Source organism: Mesorhizobium sp. B2-4-17 (assembly GCF_006441275.1).
In the GTDB taxonomy this organism is placed as follows: Bacteria; Pseudomonadota; Alphaproteobacteria; order Rhizobiales; family Rhizobiaceae; genus Mesorhizobium.
The window spans coordinates 14589-33437 of record NZ_VFUX01000051.1; the positions used below are offsets into that span (position 1 = coordinate 14589).

The 18849-nt window shown below is 62.6% G+C and carries 18 protein-coding genes; 8 read left to right on the top strand and 10 right to left on the bottom strand.

Annotation, left to right across the window (positions count from 1 at the left end; all coding sequences use genetic code 11):
* Nucleotides 1–306: 306 nt before the first annotated feature.
* The 6 genes from FJ548_RS28300 to ugpC all read left to right on the top strand — a co-directional run bounded on the left by FJ548_RS28300 (nt 307) and on the right by ugpC (nt 6554).
* The gene (locus tag FJ548_RS28300) at nt 307–1041 is read left to right on the top strand and encodes a FadR/GntR family transcriptional regulator (RefSeq protein ID WP_140610109.1); all 735 of its coding nucleotides are present in this window, start codon (nt 307–309) and stop codon (nt 1039–1041) included.
* On the top strand, nt 1038–2225 hold the full coding sequence (locus tag FJ548_RS28305; RefSeq protein ID WP_140779612.1) for a PLP-dependent transferase: 1188 nt from the start codon (nt 1038–1040) through the stop codon (nt 2223–2225). The genes FJ548_RS28300 and FJ548_RS28305 overlap by 4 nt, the downstream gene beginning before the upstream one ends.
* A gap of 29 nt (nt 2226–2254) precedes the next feature.
* The gene (locus FJ548_RS28310; RefSeq protein ID WP_140697028.1) at nt 2255–3532 is read left to right on the top strand and encodes a sugar ABC transporter substrate-binding protein; all 1278 of its coding nucleotides are present in this window, start codon (nt 2255–2257) and stop codon (nt 3530–3532) included.
* Between the two features lie 178 nt (nt 3533–3710).
* A complete protein-coding gene (locus FJ548_RS28315) occupies nt 3711–4634 on the top strand; it encodes a sugar ABC transporter permease (RefSeq protein ID WP_140779613.1) in 924 nt (307 codons plus the stop codon).
* The gene (locus FJ548_RS28320; RefSeq protein WP_140697033.1) at nt 4634–5482 is read left to right on the top strand and encodes a carbohydrate ABC transporter permease; all 849 of its coding nucleotides are present in this window, start codon (nt 4634–4636) and stop codon (nt 5480–5482) included. Before FJ548_RS28315 ends, FJ548_RS28320 begins: the two co-directional genes overlap by 1 nt.
* 4 nt (nt 5483–5486) lie before the next feature.
* Nucleotides 5487–6554, top strand: coding sequence for a sn-glycerol-3-phosphate ABC transporter ATP-binding protein UgpC (ugpC, locus tag FJ548_RS28325; protein ID WP_140779614.1), 1068 nt, complete (start codon nt 5487–5489; stop codon nt 6552–6554).
* 74 nt (nt 6555–6628) lie between these two features.
* Here the strand turns inward: ugpC and rpmG are convergent, their stop codons facing one another.
* From rpmG to FJ548_RS28365, 8 genes are all read right to left on the bottom strand, one after another.
* Nucleotides 6629–6796, bottom strand: a complete 168-nt coding sequence (gene rpmG, locus FJ548_RS28330; protein ID WP_006201775.1) for a 50S ribosomal protein L33 — start codon at nt 6794–6796, stop codon at nt 6629–6631.
* Between the two features lie 154 nt (nt 6797–6950).
* On the bottom strand, nt 6951–7409 hold the full coding sequence (locus FJ548_RS28335) for a hypothetical protein (protein ID WP_140610103.1): 459 nt from the start codon (nt 7407–7409) through the stop codon (nt 6951–6953).
* A gap of 113 nt (nt 7410–7522) precedes the next feature.
* Nucleotides 7523–8701 carry an MFS transporter gene (locus FJ548_RS28340; protein ID WP_140610102.1) on the bottom strand — a complete coding sequence of 393 codons (1179 nt, stop codon included), beginning with the start codon at nt 8699–8701 and terminating at the stop codon, nt 7523–7525.
* 23 nt (nt 8702–8724) lie between these two features.
* Nucleotides 8725–9465 (bottom strand): NUDIX domain-containing protein, encoded by a 741-nt coding sequence (locus tag FJ548_RS28345; protein ID WP_140779615.1) that lies wholly within the window; start codon nt 9463–9465, stop codon nt 8725–8727.
* A 73-nt stretch (nt 9466–9538) separates the two neighbouring features.
* On the bottom strand, nt 9539–9973 hold the full coding sequence (locus tag FJ548_RS28350) for a DUF983 domain-containing protein (protein WP_181168935.1): 435 nt from the start codon (nt 9971–9973) through the stop codon (nt 9539–9541).
* Nucleotides 9973–12279 carry a ribonuclease R gene (gene rnr, locus FJ548_RS28355; RefSeq protein ID WP_140697048.1) on the bottom strand — a complete coding sequence of 769 codons (2307 nt, stop codon included), beginning with the start codon at nt 12277–12279 and terminating at the stop codon, nt 9973–9975. Before rnr ends, FJ548_RS28350 begins: the two co-directional genes overlap by 1 nt.
* A 6-nt stretch (nt 12280–12285) precedes the next feature.
* Nucleotides 12286–14913, bottom strand: coding sequence for a type I DNA topoisomerase (gene topA / locus FJ548_RS28360; protein ID WP_140697051.1), 2628 nt, complete (start codon nt 14911–14913; stop codon nt 12286–12288).
* A 368-nt stretch (nt 14914–15281) separates the two neighbouring features.
* A complete protein-coding gene (locus tag FJ548_RS28365) occupies nt 15282–15659 on the bottom strand; it encodes a hypothetical protein (RefSeq protein WP_140610097.1) in 378 nt (125 codons plus the stop codon).
* A 207-nt stretch (nt 15660–15866) separates the two neighbouring features.
* Between FJ548_RS28365 and FJ548_RS28370 the strand changes: the two genes are divergently transcribed.
* Nucleotides 15867–16613, top strand: a complete 747-nt coding sequence (locus tag FJ548_RS28370) for a cytochrome c biogenesis CcdA family protein (RefSeq protein WP_140767022.1) — start codon at nt 15867–15869, stop codon at nt 16611–16613.
* Between the two features lie 133 nt (nt 16614–16746).
* On the top strand, nt 16747–18114 hold the full coding sequence (glmU, locus tag FJ548_RS28375; protein WP_140779616.1) for a bifunctional UDP-N-acetylglucosamine diphosphorylase/glucosamine-1-phosphate N-acetyltransferase GlmU: 1368 nt from the start codon (nt 16747–16749) through the stop codon (nt 18112–18114).
* Between the two features lie 9 nt (nt 18115–18123).
* On the opposite strand, the gene FJ548_RS28380 is transcribed toward glmU, so the two are convergent.
* Complete coding sequence (locus tag FJ548_RS28380; RefSeq protein WP_140779617.1) at nt 18124–18519, bottom strand: MAPEG family protein; 396 nt, start codon at nt 18517–18519, stop codon at nt 18124–18126.
* Nucleotides 18520–18653: 134 nt separating this feature from the next.
* Nucleotides 18654–18849 (bottom strand): hypothetical protein (locus tag FJ548_RS30175; protein WP_210242709.1); only part of this gene is annotated, 196 nt, incomplete at its 5' end.

Sequence of the window (18849 nt, forward strand, 5' to 3'; positions counted from 1 at the left end):
GTCCGTGGGGTCGGCCGGCCGGCGCTGGCACATAGTGGCCTCCTCGTACCGCTGCCAAACGCCGACCGGCCCCCTTTGTTTCAAACGGACTCAAGACTCTGTACCAAGCCCCAAATATCAGGGGCTTTTTTCATGCGCGGAAAATCTGACCAACCCTTCCTGAACTATGACGCTTCATCCGATGAGGCTGTTTGCCACTCGCCGACCGTGCCTCTCGCAGACGTTCGACAGCCTCCTGACAGGCGATTGACAGGGGGGTTTTTCTGTGCAGAAATTGGTTGGACCATTGGACCACTTGGAGGATGCGTGGACCAGAACAGCCTGCCACCTATCCAGACGACGGCGCGCGACGACGCCGTGCTGAAGGCTTTGGTGGGGTTTGTTCGCGCAGAAGCCCTGCAGCCCGGCGAGCGGCTGCCGACAGAGCGTATTCTGGCCGAGCGGCTGAAGGTCAGCCGCAACACGGTGCGCGAGGCGCTGACGCGGTGGGAGGGGCTTGGCCTTGTCGAGCGCCGGCAAGGCAGCGGCACCTATCTCAAGGCGGCCGTATCACCCGACATGCTGCATTTGCCGTTGACGCTGGCGGGCGGCAACGACTTCACCAGCCTGATGAGGACGCTGGAAATCCGGCGCGCGCTGGAAGCGGAAGCGGCGGCACTCTGCGCCGAGCGGGCGAGCCCGGCCGATATCGCCGAGATCGAACGCAGGCTCGACATCATGGAGCAGGCGTTTCGCACCCGTGACGGCATGTCGTCGGAAGAGGACTGGGAATTCCATCAGGCGATCTACCGGGTTTCGGGCAATCCGCTGTTCGAACAGATCATCGCCGCCATGCACGAACTGTTCCACAGTTTCTGGGAGCATCCGCTCGGCGTGCGCGATTTTGGTCATGCCAGCTTTCCCTACCACCGCACCATCTACGAGTGCATCGCCGCGCGCGATCCGCAAGGCGCCCGCGCCGAGGCGCTCAAGCTGATCGCCACCGTCGAGGACGATCTCAAGCGCGGTGCGGCCAAACTCAAACTTCCGAGCCAGACATGAATGAGCATCCGACCGGTTTCGATCACGATTATCTTACCGAGGCGGCGACGCTTCTGGCGCATGACGAACCGTTTCCGGGCGGCGCGGTAGTGCCGCCGATCTACCAGACGTCGCTGTTCACCTTCGCCAATTACGCCGAAATGGCCGATACCTTTGCCGGCAAACGAAAGCAGCCGATCTATTCGCGCGGCGACAATCCGACGGTGATGGAGTTCGAGACGCGCGTGGCCGCGCTCGAGGGTGCCGAGGCCGCGCGCGGCTTTTCCAGCGGCATGGCTGCGATCAGCGCCACCGTGCTTGCCTTCGTCGGGGCCGGCGAGCGCATCGTCGCGGTGCGCAATTGTTATGGCGATGCCTACCGCCTGTTCGAGCGGCTCCTGCCGAGGCTCAACATCAAGGTCGACTATGTCGACGGCTCCGATCCGGATGCGGTCGCGGCGGCTCTTCCCGGCGCCAAGCTGCTCTATCTGGAAAGCCCGACCTCGATGATGTTCGAGCTCCAAGACCTGCCGCATCTGACCCGGCTGGCCAAGGAGCAGGGCATCGTCACCTCGATCGACAATTCCTGGGCGACGCCGGTGTTCCAGAAGCCAATTGCGCACGGCGTCGATCTGGTGCTGCACTCGGCCTCGAAATATCTCGGCGGCCATAGCGATACGGTCGCCGGCGTGGTGGCGGGTTCGGCCGCGCACATCAAGCATATCAACGAGCAGACCTACTCCTATCTCGGCGGCAAGCTGTCGCCATTCGAGGCGTGGCTATTGCTGCGCGGATTGCGCACGCTGCCGCTGCGTTTGCCGCATCATATGAAGAGCGGGCTCACAATCGCCGAGCGGCTGAAGGCGCATGGCAATGTCGAGCGGGTCAACCATCCCGCCTATTCGAACCATCCAGGCAAGGCGACGCTGGCCGGCTATGCCGGGCTGTTCTCGTTCGAGGTGACGGACGATATCGACATCCCCGTCTTCGTCGATGCGCTGAACTTTTTCCGCATCGGCGTCAGTTGGGGCGGTCATGAGAGCCTGGTCGTGCCGGCCAAGGCGTCGCTGGAGCAGACGCCGGGACTGAATTCGATGGCGCGCTTCGGCGTCAGCCCCCGAACCATCCGCTTCAATGTCGGATTGGAAAGTGTCGAGGACCTCTGGGCCGATATCGCCCAGGCCTTCGAAAAAGCGAGAAAATAACAAGCGGGTTCAAAATGGGAGTCTTGAACATGAAAAAACTGACCGTCATGCTTGCCACTGTTGCGGGGCTGGCGATTTCCGCCGGAGGCGCGTTGGCCGATTCGACCCTCAAGATGGTCGAAGTCATCACCAGCCCGCCGCGCACCGAATTCCTGAAGAAGCAGATCGCCGAATTCGAGGCTGCCAATCCCGGCGTCAAGGTCGAGCTGATCTCGCTGCCCTGGGGACAGGCATTCGAAAAGTTTCTGACCATGGTGCAGGCCGGTGACACGCCCGACGTGGTCGAGATGCCGGAACGCTGGATGGGCCTCTATGCCAACAATGCCCAGCTCGAGGATCTTGGGCCCTACATGGCCAAGTGGGATGACGCCAAGACGCTCGGCGACCGCGCCAAACAGTTCGGCTCGACCGTCAACAACACCCAATTCATGATCCCTTACGGCTACTATGTGAACGCGCTGTTCTGGAACAAGAAGCTGTTCAAGGAAGCCGGCCTTGACGGCCCGCCGGCCACGCTCGACGAGTTCGTCGCCGACTCCAAGAAAATCTCCGCCATCCCGGGCAAGTACGGCTACTGCCTTCGCGGCGGGCCGGGTGCCTTCAACGGCATGCACATGTTCATGAACATTGCGGCCGGGAAGGGCGGCTATTTCAACGAGGACGGCACCTCGACCATCAATGAAGAAGGGTCGGTCAAGGGCCTGCAGATGCTGGCCGACATGTACAAGCAGGGCCTGGCGCCGAAGGATGCGGTAAGCTGGGGTTTCAACGAAACCGTCACCGGCTTCTATTCCGGCACCTGCGCCATGCTCAACCAGGATCCGGACGCGCTGCTCGGCATCGCCGACAAGATGAGCGCCGACGATTTCGCCGTGGCGCCGCTGCCGGTCGGACCAAGCGGCAAATCCTATCCGACGCTCGGCTACGCCGGCTGGGCGATGTTCGCCAACTCGCAGCACAAGGACGATGCCTGGAAGCTGATGGCGACCCTGCTGTCGCCAAAGGACAATCTGGAATGGGCCAAGGAAGTCGGCGTCATCCCGATCCACAATGGCGCCGACCAGGACGCTCATTTCAAGACCGAGCAGTTCAAGGGCTGGTTCACGGAACTGAGCGACAGCTCCAAATATGAGATGGTGACGCCGCCGACGCATCTGGAAAACCTCGGCAATTTCGTCGACCAGGTGGCGATCAAGAACTTCCAGGAAGTCTTGCTTGGCCAGAAGACGGCCAAGGAAGTCGCCGACCAGTGGGCAGCCTTCCTGACCAAGGAACAGCAGGACTGGCTGGCGAAGAACAAGAAGTGACGCCCTTCTTCCTTCTCCCCGTGACACGGGGAGAAGGTGTCACGAAGTGACGGATGAGGGGCAGCGCCAGAGTCTGCAAAGTTCGCCCAGCCCCCATCTGCCTGCCGGCGTCTTCTCCCCGTGAACGGGGAGAAGAAAGCTGTTGCACGTCGGCACCAATCTTCCACTGCGAGCGCCAATGACCTATGCCGTGTCCGAAATACGATCCGCCGGCCGGCCGCGAAAGAAGCGGCTCTCCTACGCGACGGTCGAGCCCTGGCTCTATCTCAGCCCGGCGATCATCCTGCTGGTCGTGGTGCTGCTTGTGCCGCTGGTCATCGGCATCAGCTATTCCTTCCGCAAGTTCTCCGCCTTCAAGTCGGAATATGTCGGGCTCGGGCAGTATCAGGCGATGCTGTCGGACCAGGTGCTTGGACAGGCTTTGGTCAACACGCTGTGGTGGACGGTCGCCAGCCTGTTCTTCCAGTTCTTCCTCGGCCTTGGCCTGGCGCTGCTGCTCGACAAGCCGTTCTGGGGCCGCAAGGTGGTGCAGGCGCTGGTGTTTCTCCCTTGGGCCGTGCCGTCCTTCCTTTCGGGCCTGACCTGGGCGTGGCTGTTCAACCCGATCATCGGTCCGCTGCCGCATTGGCTATTCGCGTTGGGGCTGAAGGGCGAGCCGACCAACGTTTTATCCGATCCCTCGACAGCCATGTGGGGGCCGATCGTCGCCAATGTCTGGTTCGGCATTCCCTTCTTCGCCATCACGCTTCTGGCCGCGCTGAAGTCCATTCCATCCGAACTGCATGAGGCTGCGGCCATCGACGGCGCTTCGCCGTGGCAGCGCTTCACCAAGGTGACGCTGCCGTTCCTGGCGCCGACCATCGCCATCACGGTGATGCTGCGCACCATCTGGATCGCCACATTCGCCGACCTGATCTTTGTCATGACGGAGGGCGGACCGGCCGGATCGACCAATACGGTGCCGGTCTACATCTATGTCAGCGCCTTCAAGTCGCTGGACAAGGGTTATGCCTCGGCGGTCGCCGTTCTGCTGCTCGTCCTGCTCATCGCCTATGCGATCGCGCTGATCGCCATCCGCCGCTCCCTGGTGAGGCACGTCTGATGATCGCAGGACGCTCACCCTCGCAACGCTTCTTCGGCGGCATCGGCCTCTACGCGGCAATCGCCGCCTACGTGATCTTCGCGCTGTTCCCCATCTACTGGACGCTGAAGATCTCGGTGACGCCGGAAAGACTTCTCTATTCCGAAGGCATTACCTTCTGGCCGTCGCAAACGACGCTGCAGAATTTTGCAACCGTGCTCGAAGCCACCGATTTCCCACGCTACTTCCTCAACAGCGTCATCGTCTCGGTCTCGACGGCGGCATTGGTGACAGTAATCGCAACGCTCGCCGGCTACGCCATGTCGCGCTTCACCTTTCGCGGCAAGGCGGCACTGGCTCTCATGTTGCTTTTAACCCAGACCTTTCCGCTGGTGATGGTCATTCCACCGATCTACCGCGTCATGGGCCAGATCGGCCTGATCAACAGCCTGACCGGGCTGATCATCATCTACACGGCCTTCAACACCGCCTTCGCCACCTTCCTGATGCAGTCCTTCTTCGACGGCATCCCGAAGGATCTGGAGGAGGCCGCAATGATCGACGGCTGCACGCGGGCTCAAGCCATGCGCCGCGTGATCGTGCCGCTGACGCTGCCCGGCATGGGCGCCACGCTGGGCTTTGTCTTCACCGCCGCCTGGAGCGAGCTTCTGTTCGCGCTGATGCTGATTTCCAGCGACGACCAGAAGACCTTCGCCGTTGGCCTGCTTACGTTCATCGGCAAGTTCGCCGTCGACTGGGGGCAGATGATGGCGGCGTCCATTCTGGCGCTGATCCCGGTCTGCATCTTCTTCGCCTTCCTGCAACGCTATCTCGTCACCGGCCTGACCGCCGGCGCCGTCAAAGGATAGATCGATGGCTTCTGTTACGCTCGAAAAGGTCCGCAAGGACTATGGTGCCGTTCGTGTCCTGCACGCCGTCGATCTTGAAATCGCCGATGGCGAATTCGTCGTCCTGGTCGGTCCGTCGGGCTGCGGAAAGTCCACGCTTTTGCGCATGATAGCCGGGCTTGAGGAAGCCTCGGGCGGCGAGATCCGCATCGGCGAGCGGCTGGTCAACGACGTGGCGCCCAAGGATCGCGACATCGCCATGGTGTTCCAGTCCTATGCGCTCTACCCGCATATGGATGTGTCGAAGAACATGGGCTTCAGCCTCATGCTGAGGAAAGCCGAGAAGCCGGCGATCGATGCCCGTGTCGATGGCGCGGCCAAGCGGCTCGGCCTGGACAGTTTCCTGCAACGCCTGCCCAGGCAGTTGTCGGGCGGCCAGCGCCAGCGCGTCGCCATGGGCCGCGCCATCGTGCGCGATCCCAAGGTTTTTCTGTTCGACGAGCCGCTGTCGAACCTCGATGCCAAGCTGCGCGTTCACATGCGCGCCGAGATCAAGGCGCTGCACCAGCAGCTGAAAACCACCTCGGTCTACGTCACGCACGACCAGATCGAGGCGATGACCATGGCCGACCGCATCGTCGTCATGCATGACGGGCTGATCCAGCAGGTCGGCGCGCCGCTCGATCTCTATGACCGTCCAGCCAACATGTTCGTTGCCGGCTTCATCGGCTCGCCCGGCATGAATTTCCTGCCGGCGACGATTCGCAAGGGCGATGGATTGGAAGCGGAACTGGCCGATGGCCAGTCGCTGAAACTGGTAGACGGCTTACCGCTCAAGGAGGGTGATACAATCACCGTCGGCCTGCGGCCCGAGCATATCCGGCTGGCCGGTGAGGGTGCTCTGCAAGGCGAGGTGGGGGTGGTGGAGCCGCTCGGTCTGTCGACGCAGTTCTACGTCAAACTGGCCGGCCAGCAGCTTTGCGTCTTCGCCATGGGCCGTGCCGGGGTAAAGCCCGGCGATACTGTGCGTCTGGCGGCCGATCCGGCGTCGCTGCACCTGTTCGACCCGAAAAGCGGCCACCGCATCGGGTGAGGGGACTCAGCCCGACGGCCAAACAAAAAACGCCGCCCAATGGGCGGCGTTTCGCATTCTCTTGGAGAACCAGATTACTTGATCTTGGTTTCCTTGAATTCGACGTGCTTCTTGGCGACCGGGTCGTACTTGCGGAACGACAGCTTGTCGGTCTTGGTACGGCTGTTCTTGCTGGTCACGTAGAAGAAACCGGTGTCGGCGGTCGACAGAAGCTTGATCTTGATGTTTGCGGCTTTGGCCATGGTATCAGTCCGTTTGTTCGTGGAGTTTTGGCCGCTGGAGCACGGGGAAAACACCCGGACGCGGGAAACTTGGCGCGACACATAAAGAACGTACCCGGAAAGTCAAGCCCGGCCGACCCGATGTGGCCCGTTCGATCTGCCCGGTATGCACAAATTACACGGTTACCGCCTCGGGCGTGGCAACCTTCTTCCAATCCCCGGTGGTGTTCCACCAGCGATTCGGATTGGCGCGGTCGTCCAGCCCCTTGGAGCGGCTGGCAAGGATCGGCTGCAGGCGGATCACCGGCTCCTGATAGGAATGCGCCTGGAAAATCGCCTCGACGACGCGGCTGGCCAACGCCTGGTCATCAGGCAGTTCGAATGAAACCTCGACCGTGCCCGGGCGGCGGCGCAATTCGGCTTCGGCGCCGGCGGCCGCACCTTCCAATGGCCTGTAGCGCTCGACGCCGTACGCCGATTGATAGGCGTTGCGGTCATATTTGCCCATGGCCAGCGGGGCGATCGCGACCACCGCGTCCATGATACGGTCGACATCCGCGGCTGGGGCCTGGAAGGTCACAAGCAGCAGAAGCGTCATTCGCAGGGATGTGGTTTCAAAGCCGCTGTCGATCATGGGAGTGTCCTCAACTTCCGATGTTTGGGAACACTTCTTTTAACGCCTGGCTGCTGACATGGTTCTGTCAGCAGCCTGCCGCCGCACGGCGGAGACAAAGGGCTTTTGTCGCGCTACAGGAGAATCTTGCGCACAAGCCTGAAGCAGACCAGGACGATGTAGGCGGCGAAGAACAGGCCGAGCGACCAGCCGAAGCCGGAAGGTCCGAAACTGTCCATGCCGATCCCGATCGCCTGCGGGCCAAGCACCATGCCGACGCCGTAGCACAGCACGAAAGCGGCATTGGCCGACGCCAGTTCGTGGCCGGAAAGCTGCGAACCGAGATGGGCGAGGCCGATCGTGTACATGGCCGCGACGACACCGCCCCAGACGAAAAGCAGCGCTGCCATGAAGTGCCAGTTCGCGGCGAAGAAGGGCATGAACACCGTGCCGGCCAACCCTACAATGGCACAGGCGAGCAGCAGATAGCGGCGATCGCTCACCCTGTCGCTGATCATGCCGATCGGTATCTGCAACAGAACGTTGCCGAGACCGATCATGGTCAGGAGAAGTGCCGCGTCGGCCTCGGAGTAGCCGATGCGGTTGCCGTAGACTGGAAACAGAGCGAAGCCGCCGGTCTCCACCGCGCCAAACACCAGCACGGCGAAGGTCGCGGTCGGAACCAGCCAGATGTAGCGCAGGAAGTTGCTGGTTTCGCCGTCGGCGACAATGGTGGGGCTTTCGTTGCGCGCTGCCAGCACCGGTATCGCGGCCAGCGTCACCAAGGCGATGATGACGCCGAATGGCTTGAAGCCGGAGCTGCCGAGATGGGCGAACAGCCACGGACCGGCTGCAAAACCGAGCGACAGGACAGTGGCGTAAATGCCAAGGACAAGGCCGCGCCGGTAGGGAGGCGCCGACGTGCTGATCCAGAATTCCGACAGGATGAACAGCACGGTCAGTGCGATGTGCAGCACGACGCGCAGCGGGAACCACATCCAGAAATCGGGTGCGAAATGAAAGCCGATGAAGGCGAGCGCGCCAGCGGCAATCATGCCAATCATGGTCCAGGCGACACCGAAGCGCATGGCGAGCGGTGTGGCCAATGGCGCTCCGGCGATCGAGGCCAGGCCGGCGACAGCCGTGTTGAGGCCGATCATGGAGGCCGAATGGCCGCGTGTTTCCAGGATGACGCTGAGCAGGGGCATGCCCAGGCCGATGGCGATGCCGACGACGCTGATCGACGAGATCGCCGCGATCATCGGCAGCCAGTGTACGCGTTCGTCGCCCTTTGGTTGGGTATCGACCGTCATGGGATATCTGAGTACTCGATGTTTTACAGAATTTCGCGGGTGAAGCGATTGCGGATCAGCCGGTAGAAAGGGACGGGGCTGTCCGGACGCAGCTGCGGATCATGGGCCAGACGCTTTTCCAACTCGTCCAGGATCGTTCGGGTGATGTCGGGTATGTCGGCTTCGCGAGCCTTGGCAAGCGGTAGCCAGACCAGTTCCTCGAGTTCGTTCGTCGGGCCGCCACCGGGCACTTCGACGGCGACGTCGGCGCGCCAGGCGCTGAAGAAGCGTGTATCGAAGCGGCGCACCCGGTTGGGCGGAGTGATGGCCCGGGCGATGAAGCGCAGCATGTCCAGGGAGGGCTGCACGCCGTGTTCGGCAAAACCCTGCCAATCGCGCCTGGCGGTGGCAAAGGCACCTTTGCGGCCGATCAGAAGCCCGGCTTCCTCGTAGGTCTCACGGATCGCCGACAGGGCGATGGCGCGGGCTCGTGCGGCGCTGGTGCGACCTGGGCCGGCGGTAAGCTTTGTTTCCTGTTCCGGGTGTAATGCCGCGGCGACAGCGATGCGACTGTCGGCAGGGTCGGTGCGGCCTCCGGGGAAGACGAATTTTCCAGGCATGAAGGCGTGGCCGGCATGCCGGCGGCCCATCAGCACCAGAACTTCATCGCCCTTGCGGTCGAGCAGGATCAGGGTCGCCGCATCGCGCGGGCGTATCGGCCGATCGCTATGAGCGATCATGCTCCGCTCGATCCTGTCGACTTCCGCCTTGGTCATACCATCCATGCGCAGGACCTAGCGGAAACTTCTTGCATGCGAAAGTGGCCTTGATGATCGGCATGTTGCGCCAGCCAGTACCTCAGGCTCCCGGATGCGGCTCGATCACATCCTTTTCGCCACCAAATCCATGCATATAGAACGCCCATTGCAGTCCGATGACGGCACCTTTGACAGGCTGCAGCAGTGCAACCGACAGCAAGATGGTCAAGGGCACCCAAATCGCGATGTGCTGCCAGGTAGACAAGGTCGAGGTCGCTTCGACGCCCATGAAGGCGCCGAGAACGATGTGGCCGACGATGACGATGACCAGATAGGCCGGCAGGTCATCGGCGCGATGGTGGTGGATCTCCTCGCCGCACACGCTGCAGGTCTCCACGGTCTTGGTGAAGCCGCGAAACAGCTTGCCTTCGCCGCAGTTCGGGCAGCGGCCCAGCAGACCGCGCTTCATCGCCGTCCACAACGGGCGGGCCACGCGGCCCGAGTGATGTTCGCCGCCGAAAACCTGTTGTTCCATCATCGTCTCCTGCCGCGTGAACCCGGTCGCGATTGCGACGCACGGGCGCGGCCTTTAGCCTTGTGAAATGACCGTTTCGAGCCTGGCAGGGGCTTCGGGTCGGTCAACATTTCGAAACGCATCGCGCCGGCCATCGGAGCCACCTGGACGAGCCGAACCTCGACGCGATCCGCGAGTTGGTAGCCTTTGCCGGAGCGTTCTCCAAACAGGGAGCGGGCCGTTTCGTCGAATATATAGTAATCGCCGCCCAGAGTTGACACGGGGATGAAACCATCGGCGCCATACTGCGGCAATTGGACAAATAGTCCTGATTTGGTGACGCCGGAGATGCGGGCGTCGAACCGGTCGTCGATGCGCTCGGCGAGATAAGCGGCGATCAGGCGGTCGACCGTGTCACGCTCGGCAGCCATCGCGCGGCGTTCCGTGCCGGAGATCAGCACCGCAACATCTTCGAGACGGGCCGCTTCGTCCTGGGTCAACCCTCCCGGACCGAGGCCGAGTGCGGTGATAAGTCCGCGATGCACGATCAGATCGGCGTAGCGGCGGATTGGCGAGGTGAAATGCGCGTAGCGCCTCAAATTGAGGCCGAAATGGCCGATGTTCTTCGGCGAATATTCGGCCTGGCTCTGCGAGCGCAGCACCACCTCGTTGACCAGGCCTTCATTGTCGGCGCCGCGTACGCGTTCCAGAATGCCGTTGAATTGGCTGGGCCGCATCTGCGCGCCGCGCGCCAGCGACAGGCCAAGCGTCTGCAGGAACTCGCGCAATGATTCCTGCTTGGCGAGTGAGGGAGCGTCATGGATGCGATAGACCAGCGCCTGTTTCTTCGCCTCCAGCGTTTCGGCGGCGGCGACATTGGCCTGGATCATGAATTCTTCGATCAGCTTATGGGCATCGAGCCGTTCCGGCACGATGACGCGGTCGACCGTGCCATCGTCTTTCAGCAGGATCTTGCGTTCCGGCAGGTCGAGTTCGAGCGGCTGGCGGCCTTCGCGCCCGCGCTTGAGGATCGCGTAGGCATCCCACAGCGGCTTCAGCACCGTGTCGAGGATCGGGCCGGCCTTGTCGTCCGGCACACCGTCGATTGCCGCCTGCGCCTGCGGGTAGGCGAGCTTCGCCGCCGATTTCATCATGATGCGGTGGAACGAGTGCCTGATCTTGTGACCATCGGCGGAGAAGGTCATGCGCACCGCCAGCGCCGGCCGGTCCTGCCCCTCGCGCAGCGAGCAGAGGTCGTTGGAGATGCGCTCGGGCAGCATCGGCACGACGCGGTCCGGAAAATAAACCGAATTGCCGCGCTTCAGCGCCTCGCGGTCGAGCGCCGTGCCGTACCGGATATAGGCGGCGACGTCGGCGATGGCGACCGTAATGACCACGCCGCCAGGGTTCTTCTCATCACTATCAGGTGTGGCGAATACCGCGTCGTCATGGTCCTTGGCGTCGGCCGGATCGATGGTGACGAGCGGCAGGTCGCGCCAGTCCTCGCGGTTGGCCATCGTCGCCGGTTTGACGGTTTCGGCTTCAGCAATGACGTCGGCCGGGAAAATGTGCGGAATGTCGTGGGCGTGGATGGCGATCATCGAGACCGCCTTTTCACTGGTCAGCGAGCCCAGCACGTTGAGTACCTTGGCCCTCGGCAGCCCATAGCGAGAGGCTCGGGCGGGTTCGACCTCGACCAGGTCGCCGTTCCTGGCCCCGTTCTGGAATTCCTTGTCGACGACCAGCTCCGGCTGGCGCCGTTCCACCGGCTCGATGCGAAAGGTGCCGTCCTGAAGCACCCGGAAGACACCGAGAACGGCATCGTTGCGCTTCTCGAAGATCTTCATCACCCGGCCGGTATAGGCGGGACCCGACGGATCATCGGTCGGGAACGTCTTGGCCAGCACGCGGTCACCGATGCCCGGCGCCGGCCCGCTGCCGCCGCGCGACACCCGAATCGAGACCACGGGCGGCTCGCCCGGGCCGACGGACTCGGCCGGGTGGGCCAGCAAGACGCCGTCGCCATCACGGCCAAATATGTCGAGCACGGCGACATGGGACAGGGCGCCGACGCGGGCCAGCCGCTTGCGCTCCTTGCTGAGGATACCCTCATCCTGAAGGTCGCGCAGCAGGTCCTTCAGCCAGATGCGGTCGTCACCCCGCAGCGCGAACGCCTTGGCGATGTCGCGTTTTCCCGCCCGGTCTGGGTTTTCGGCGATGTAACGCAGGATTTCGTCGCGCGAAGGCCGGTAATCGTCCTTGACCTTGGCCCTGGTGTCGGCGGTGCGCGGGTCGCCGTGGCTTCTTCCGGTGATCCTGCGCGCCACGCCGTCCTACCCTTTTTTCTTCGCGGCCGGCTTCTTGGCCGCTGTTTTCTTGGCCGCCGGGGCCTTGGCCGCTGCCGCCGCTGTCTTGCGGGCCGGTTTCCTGCCGCCGCCGCCCTTGGCTTCCTTTTCGGCAATCAGCGCCAGCGCATCTTCCATGGTCACCAATTGCGGATCCTTGCCCTTGGGCAGTGTGGCATTGACCTTGCCAAAATTCACGTAAGGTCCGTACTTGCCGTCTCGCACGACGATCTTGCCGCCTCCGTCCGGATGGTCACCGAGCTCCTTCAGCGCTGCCGGAGTACCACCGTTGCGGCCGCCCTTGGCCTTCGACTGCTTCTCGGCAATCACGGTGACGGCCCGGTTGAGGCCGATCGAGAACACATCCTCGATGCTATCGAGATTGGCGTAAGTGCCATCATGCAGCACGAAGGGACCGTAACGGCCGAGCCCGGCCGAGATCATCTTGCCGCTCTCGGGATGCTTCCCCACGTCGCGTGGCAGCGACAACAATGCCAGCGCCTTCTCATGATCGATGGAGTCCGGCGTCCAGCCCTTGGGCAGGCTGGAACGCTTGGCGTCCTTGCCCTCGCCGCGCTGGATATAGGGGCCGAAGCGGCCAGAGCGCAGCGTGATTTCCTCCGCAGTGTAGGGGTCCTTGCCGAGCAGCCTGGTGCCGTCCTCGCCGCCGCCATTCTCGCCATTCGGGTTGGCGGCGTCGCCGAGCTGGCGGGTGAAGGAGCATTCGGGATAGTTGGAGCAGCCGACGAAGGCGCCGAATTTGCCGAGCTTCAGCGACAGATTGCCGGTGCCGCATTTCGGGCAGATGCGCGGGTTCGAACCGTCTTCCCGTGCGGGGAACACCAGCGGTGCCAGTTCCTCGTTCAGCGCATCCAGCACGTCGGTGACGCGCAGTTCCTTGATGTCGGCGACGGCACCGGAAAAATCCTTCCAGAAATCGCGCAGCACGTCCTTCCAGGCGAGCTTGCCGTCCGAAATCTCGTCGAGCTTTTCCTCCAGTGATGCGGTGAAGTCGTACTCGACGTAGCGCTCGAAGAAGCTTTCGAGGAACGCCGAGAGCAGGCGGCCCTTGGCCTGCGGCACCAGCCGGCGCTTGTCGATGGCGACATAGTCGCGGTCCTCGAGCGTCTTCAGAATCGCCGTATAGGTCGACGGCCGGCCGATGCCGAGTTCCTCCAGCTTCTTGATCAGCGAGGCCTCGGAGTAGCGCGGCGGTGGCTCTGTCGTGTGCTGGGTGGCGTTGATCGCCTGACGGGTGAGCTGCTCGCCGGCACGGATCTCCGGCAGACGGCGGTTTTCCTCGTCTTCGGCGTCGTCGTCCTTCTGGTCGGTATAAGCGGCGATGAAGCCGTCGAAGCGGACGACCGAACCCACGGCGCGAAGCTCGGCGGTGCGGGCGCCGTTTACGGCTTCGATCTCGACAGTCGTGCGCTCTATTTCGGCCGGCTGCATCTGGCTGGCGATGGCGCGCTTCCAGATCAGTTCATAGAGCCGCGCCTGGTCGGCATCGAGATATTGCCTGACCGATGCGGGGGTGCGCATGAAATCGGTCGGTCGGATCGCCTCGTGCGCTTCCTGGGCGTTTTTGGCCTTGGCCGTGTAAAAACGCGGCTTTTCCGGCAGGTACTTTGGGCCGAACTCCTTGGCGATCGCGTCACGCGCGGCTGAAATCGCCTCAGGCGCCATCTGCACGCCGTCGGTTCGCATATAGGTGATCAGGCCGGCGGTTTCGCCACCGATGTCCATGCCCTCATAAAGCCGCTGCGCCACCTGCATGGTGCGGGTGGCCGAGAAACCGAGGCCCGACGAGGCGGCCTGCTGCAGCGTCGAGGTTGTGAACGGCGGGCCGGGGTTGCGCTTGGTCGGCTTGGCTTCGACGGACAGCGCCTTGAAGGCAGCACCTTCGAGCATCGCCTTGATGTCGTCGGCCTGCGCCTTGTTGGAAATGTCGAGTTTTTGGAGTTTCTTGCGTTCGAAGGCGGTCAGCCGCGCTTCGAAAGTCTCGTTGCGCGGCGTGCCGAGGATGGCCGCGATCTGCCAGTATTCCTCGCGGATGAATCGCTCGATCTCGGATTCGCGGTCGCAGACCAGGCGCAATGCCACCGATTGGACGCGGCCGGCCGAACGGGCACCCGGCAATTTGCGCCACAGCACCGGCGACAGCGTGAAGCCGACGAGATAGTCCAGCGCCCGGCGGGCGAGATAGGCGTCGACCAGCGGCGCATCGATCTGGCGTGGATTGGCCATCGCCTCCAGCACCGACGATTTGGTGATGGCGTTGAAGACGACGCGGCTGACCGGCTTGTCCTTCAGCGCTCGCTTCTGCTTCAGCACTTCCAGCACATGCCAGGAAATGGCCTCACCTTCGCGATCCGGGTCGGTGGCGAGGATCAGGCCATCGGCATCCTTGACCGCCTTGGCGATGTCGGCGAGCCGCTTGCCAGATGCGGTATCGACCGCCCAGGACATGGCGAAATCTTCATCCGGACGCACCGAGCCGTCCTTGGCCGGCAAATCGCGGACATGGCCGAACGAGGCGAGGACTTTGTAGTTCCTGCCGAGATATTTGTTGATTGTCTTCGCCTTGGCCGGCGATTCGACGACGACGACGTCCATGAGGTCTCTTATCTGCTGTGATGCGCCAGAAGAATTCCGCTGCGCGCGACGAAATCTCGTTTCTGTTTGTCGCTCACATGGCCGCGCTTTTGCATCCGGTCAAGGGGAGGCGTCTAAATTGCCGGACTGTCCGCAGCGAATACACTCATAGAGTGTATGGAGAAAATAACAGAATTTCGGTCAGGGGAGGTGATGGCCGCAAGCCGGCGAAAATGACCGGATGCTCTTCCGACGAGTCGAGAAAAATCGCCTGGCGTGCCGCCCCTCTACCACATGTGCCGGTGCACGAAAGGAAGCTGGCCGCCGCTGCATGGAGGGGGCGGCGACCAACCTCTGTCCCGCCGACACGCGGGAACGGGTGTTGAGGCTCAGTCGGCCTTGACGACGTGCCAGACGTCGGCGACACCGTCACCGCTCATGTCACCGGCCTTCTTGTCCTTGACGAAGGTGTAGACCGGCTTGCCGTCATAGGCCCACATCTTGGTGCCGTCGGTGCGGTCGATAACAGTCCATCCGTCGCTGGCCTTGGCTCCGGCTTCGGCCTTCAGCGGCGGCCAGTTGGCGGCGCATTTGTCGTAGCAGTTGCTCTTGCCTTTCCCGTCCTTGTCATAGGTGTAGAGCGTCATGCCCATCGCGTTGGTGTATATCTTGGTGCCACCGGCCTCCGCTTCCTTCCACGCCTCGGCGGCGAAGGATGCTACGGTGCTGAGCAGTAGCGCGGCCAGCCCTGCGGTCATCGTTTTCATGGAAATCTCCCTGGCTGATATCTGGAGACTCGCGGAAAATCGCGGCCTCGTTATGTCAACGCCCTGCGCGGCTGCTTTCTTCCCCGCCCGCGATGACTTGCCACAGCATGGTGGTTGGCCACAGCATGGTGATTGGCCACAGGATGGTGATTGGCGAACAAACCCGTGTGCCGCTATATCGTCGCCAGAACAGTCGGAGCTTTTGGAATGGCATTGGACATCGGCTATGTCAGCGCGGTCGGGGCGGGCGCCATCTCGTTCCTGTCGCCTTGCGTGCTGCCGTTGGTGCCGCCCTATCTCTGCTACATGGCCGGCGTTTCGGTCGAGGATTTCCGCGGCAATGCCGGTGTGACGGCAAGGGAAGGCGCGCGCGGCGCGCTGCTCTACTCCTCGATCGCCTTCGTGCTCGGTTTCTCGACCGTGTTCGTGGCGCTCGGCGCGGGCGCCTCGACCATCGGCCGGCTGCTGCGCGTCTGGCAGGAGCCGCTTGCGATGGGCGCCGGTGTGCTGATTATCCTGATGGGCCTGAATTTCCTGGGCATCCTGCGCATCCCGCTCCTGTCGCGCGAGGCGCGCTTCCAGTCGCAGGGCAAGCCGGCCAGTGCCGTCGCCGCCTATGTAATGGGTCTGGCCTTCGCCTTCGGCTGGACGCCGTGCATCGGTCCGGTATTGGGGCCGATCCTGACGCTGGCCGGCGGCCGCGAAACGGTGGGCGAAGGCGCGCTGCTGCTCGCCGCCTATTCGCTGGGGCTCGGCATACCGTTCCTGATCGCGGCGCTATTTTCTGGGGCTTTCATGCGCTTCCTCGGCAAATTCCGTGTCCATCTCGGCCGTGTCGAGAAAGCAATCGGCGCGCTGCTGGTCGTCGCCGGGGTGTTCTTTCTCACCGGCGGCGTGCAGACGGTGTCCTACTGGCTGCTGGAGAATTTCCCGGTGCTGGGGCGGCTTGGATAGCCCACCGCCGATGGACCCACTGATTAAAAGTCAGTTGCTCCACCATCTCACCTGAATTTAACCGCATTGGTGCAGCATGGCGCCGCTGCTATCCTGTCTTGATTCCCAACGCATTTCATATGGTTGTCCGTCCATGAGCCAGAGATCCTGCCTGTCCGTCATTCTCGCCGCCGGCGAAGGCACGCGCATGAAGAGCGCGCTGCCGAAGGTGCTGCACCCGATCGCAGGACTGCCGATGGTGGCTCACGTGGTGAAGGCGGCCGAAGCCGCCGGCGCCAGCAGCGAAGCGATCGTCATCGGGCATCGCGCGGAAGAGATGCGCAAGGTGGTGACGAAATTCTCACCGAAGGCGGAGACCTTCGTGCAGGAGGAGCGCCTGGGTACGGCACATGCCGTTCTTGCCGCACGTGAAGCGATATCGAGGGGTCATGACGACATTCTGGTCATGTTCGGCGACACGCCGCTTATCGATGCGGAAGCGCTGACGCTGGCGCGGCTGAAACTCGCCGAAGGCGCGGCCGTCGTGGTGATCGGCTTCCGTCCGCCCGTTCCAAACGGCTATGGCAGGCTGGTCGAAAAAGGCGGCAAGCTGATCGCCATCCGCGAGGAAAAGGACTGCTCCGAGGCGGAGAAGAAGATCACCTTCTGCAATGCCGGCATGATGGCGATTGCAGGCAAGCATGCGCTGAAACTGCTCGATGCGGTCGGCAATCAAAATGCCAAGGGCGAATATTACCTCACCGACATCGTCGAGATCGCCGGCGCGCAAGGTCTCGATGTGGTCGCCACCGAAGCCAGCTTCGAGAATGCGCTCGGCATCAACAACCGTGCCGAACTGGCGCAGGCCGAAGGTATCTGGCAGCAGCGCCGGCGGGAGCAAGCCATGCTGTCGGGCGTGACCTTGGTCGCGCCGGAAACGGTGTATTTCTCGTACGACACCGAGATCGGCGCCGACACGATCGTCGAACCCAATGTCTGGTTCGGCCCGGGCGTGAAAATCGCCGGCGGCGCCAAGATCCACGCCTTCAGCCACATCGAAGGCGCCAGCATTGCGTCCAATTGCGATGTCGGGCCGTTCGCACGGCTGCGGCCGGGTGCCGATCTCAGGCAGAAGGCCAAGGTCGGCAATTTCTGCGAGGTCAAGCAGGCCATCATCGAGGAAGGCGCCAAGGTCAACCATCTGACCTATATCGGCGATGCCCGGGTGGGTGCGGCGGCCAATATCGGCGCCGGCACCATCACCTGCAACTATGATGGTTATTCGAAATTCTTCACAGACATCGGCGAGGGCACCTTCATCGGCTCGAACTCGTCGCTGGTGGCGCCCGTTACGATCGGCAAGGGCGGCTATATCGCCTCGGGCAGCGTCATCACCGAAAATGTGCCGGACGATGCGCTTGCCTTCGGACGGGCTCGCCAGAAGACGATCCCCGGCAAGGGCAAGGAATTGCGCGAACGCTTTGCTTCGGCAGCGGCCGCGAAGAAGAAGGCTGCGGAATAGGCAATGCTTTTACGCAAGCCATAAATAGATAATTCGCCCAAGCGCGCCGAGAAGCAGCACGAAGGCCGTCAGTGACTGGATGAAGAATCCAGGATACCGTTTCAACGGCGCGGAAAGGTATCCGACGAAATAGGCGATGCGTCCGATCAGCCAGACGAGCCCGAGACCGGCGGCCCAGGCAGGGCTCCAGTAGATGGCGAACAGCCACATGGCCGGGAGGAAGATCGGCAGCCATTCGATCGTGTTGCAGTGCGCCCGGATCGCCCGTTCGAGCCGCGGGTCGCCCGTCATGGCCGGGGCGAGTATTCCGGTCGTGGAATGGGTGCGGGCGACCGTCAGGGCCATACCGAATATCATGAGGCCGCAAAGCAGGGTGACCGCTGCCACCGGGTAATAGCGTTCCATCGTGCATCCTCCTTGCGGACGAATTCTATACGGAGCATGGCCGGTCGCCAGCAATATCGCGCAAAACGATGCTGGCCGCAGGAACATCGCGAAAACCTGAACAATAGCGGTAACCAGCTTGCAAGAGCGGTCTGTCATGGTGCATGCGTGCAGAAGCGTTCCGTTACACGGGGCGAAATGCAATGTGATTTTCGCGGCAGGCCGGCCATCCCTAAATAGCGCTGGTTTTCCACGGGCAATCGGGGACTGTCTGCATGTGCGGTATCGTTGGGATCGTCGGCCACTCGCAGGTTGCGCCACTCATCGTCGATGCGCTGAAGCGTCTGGAGT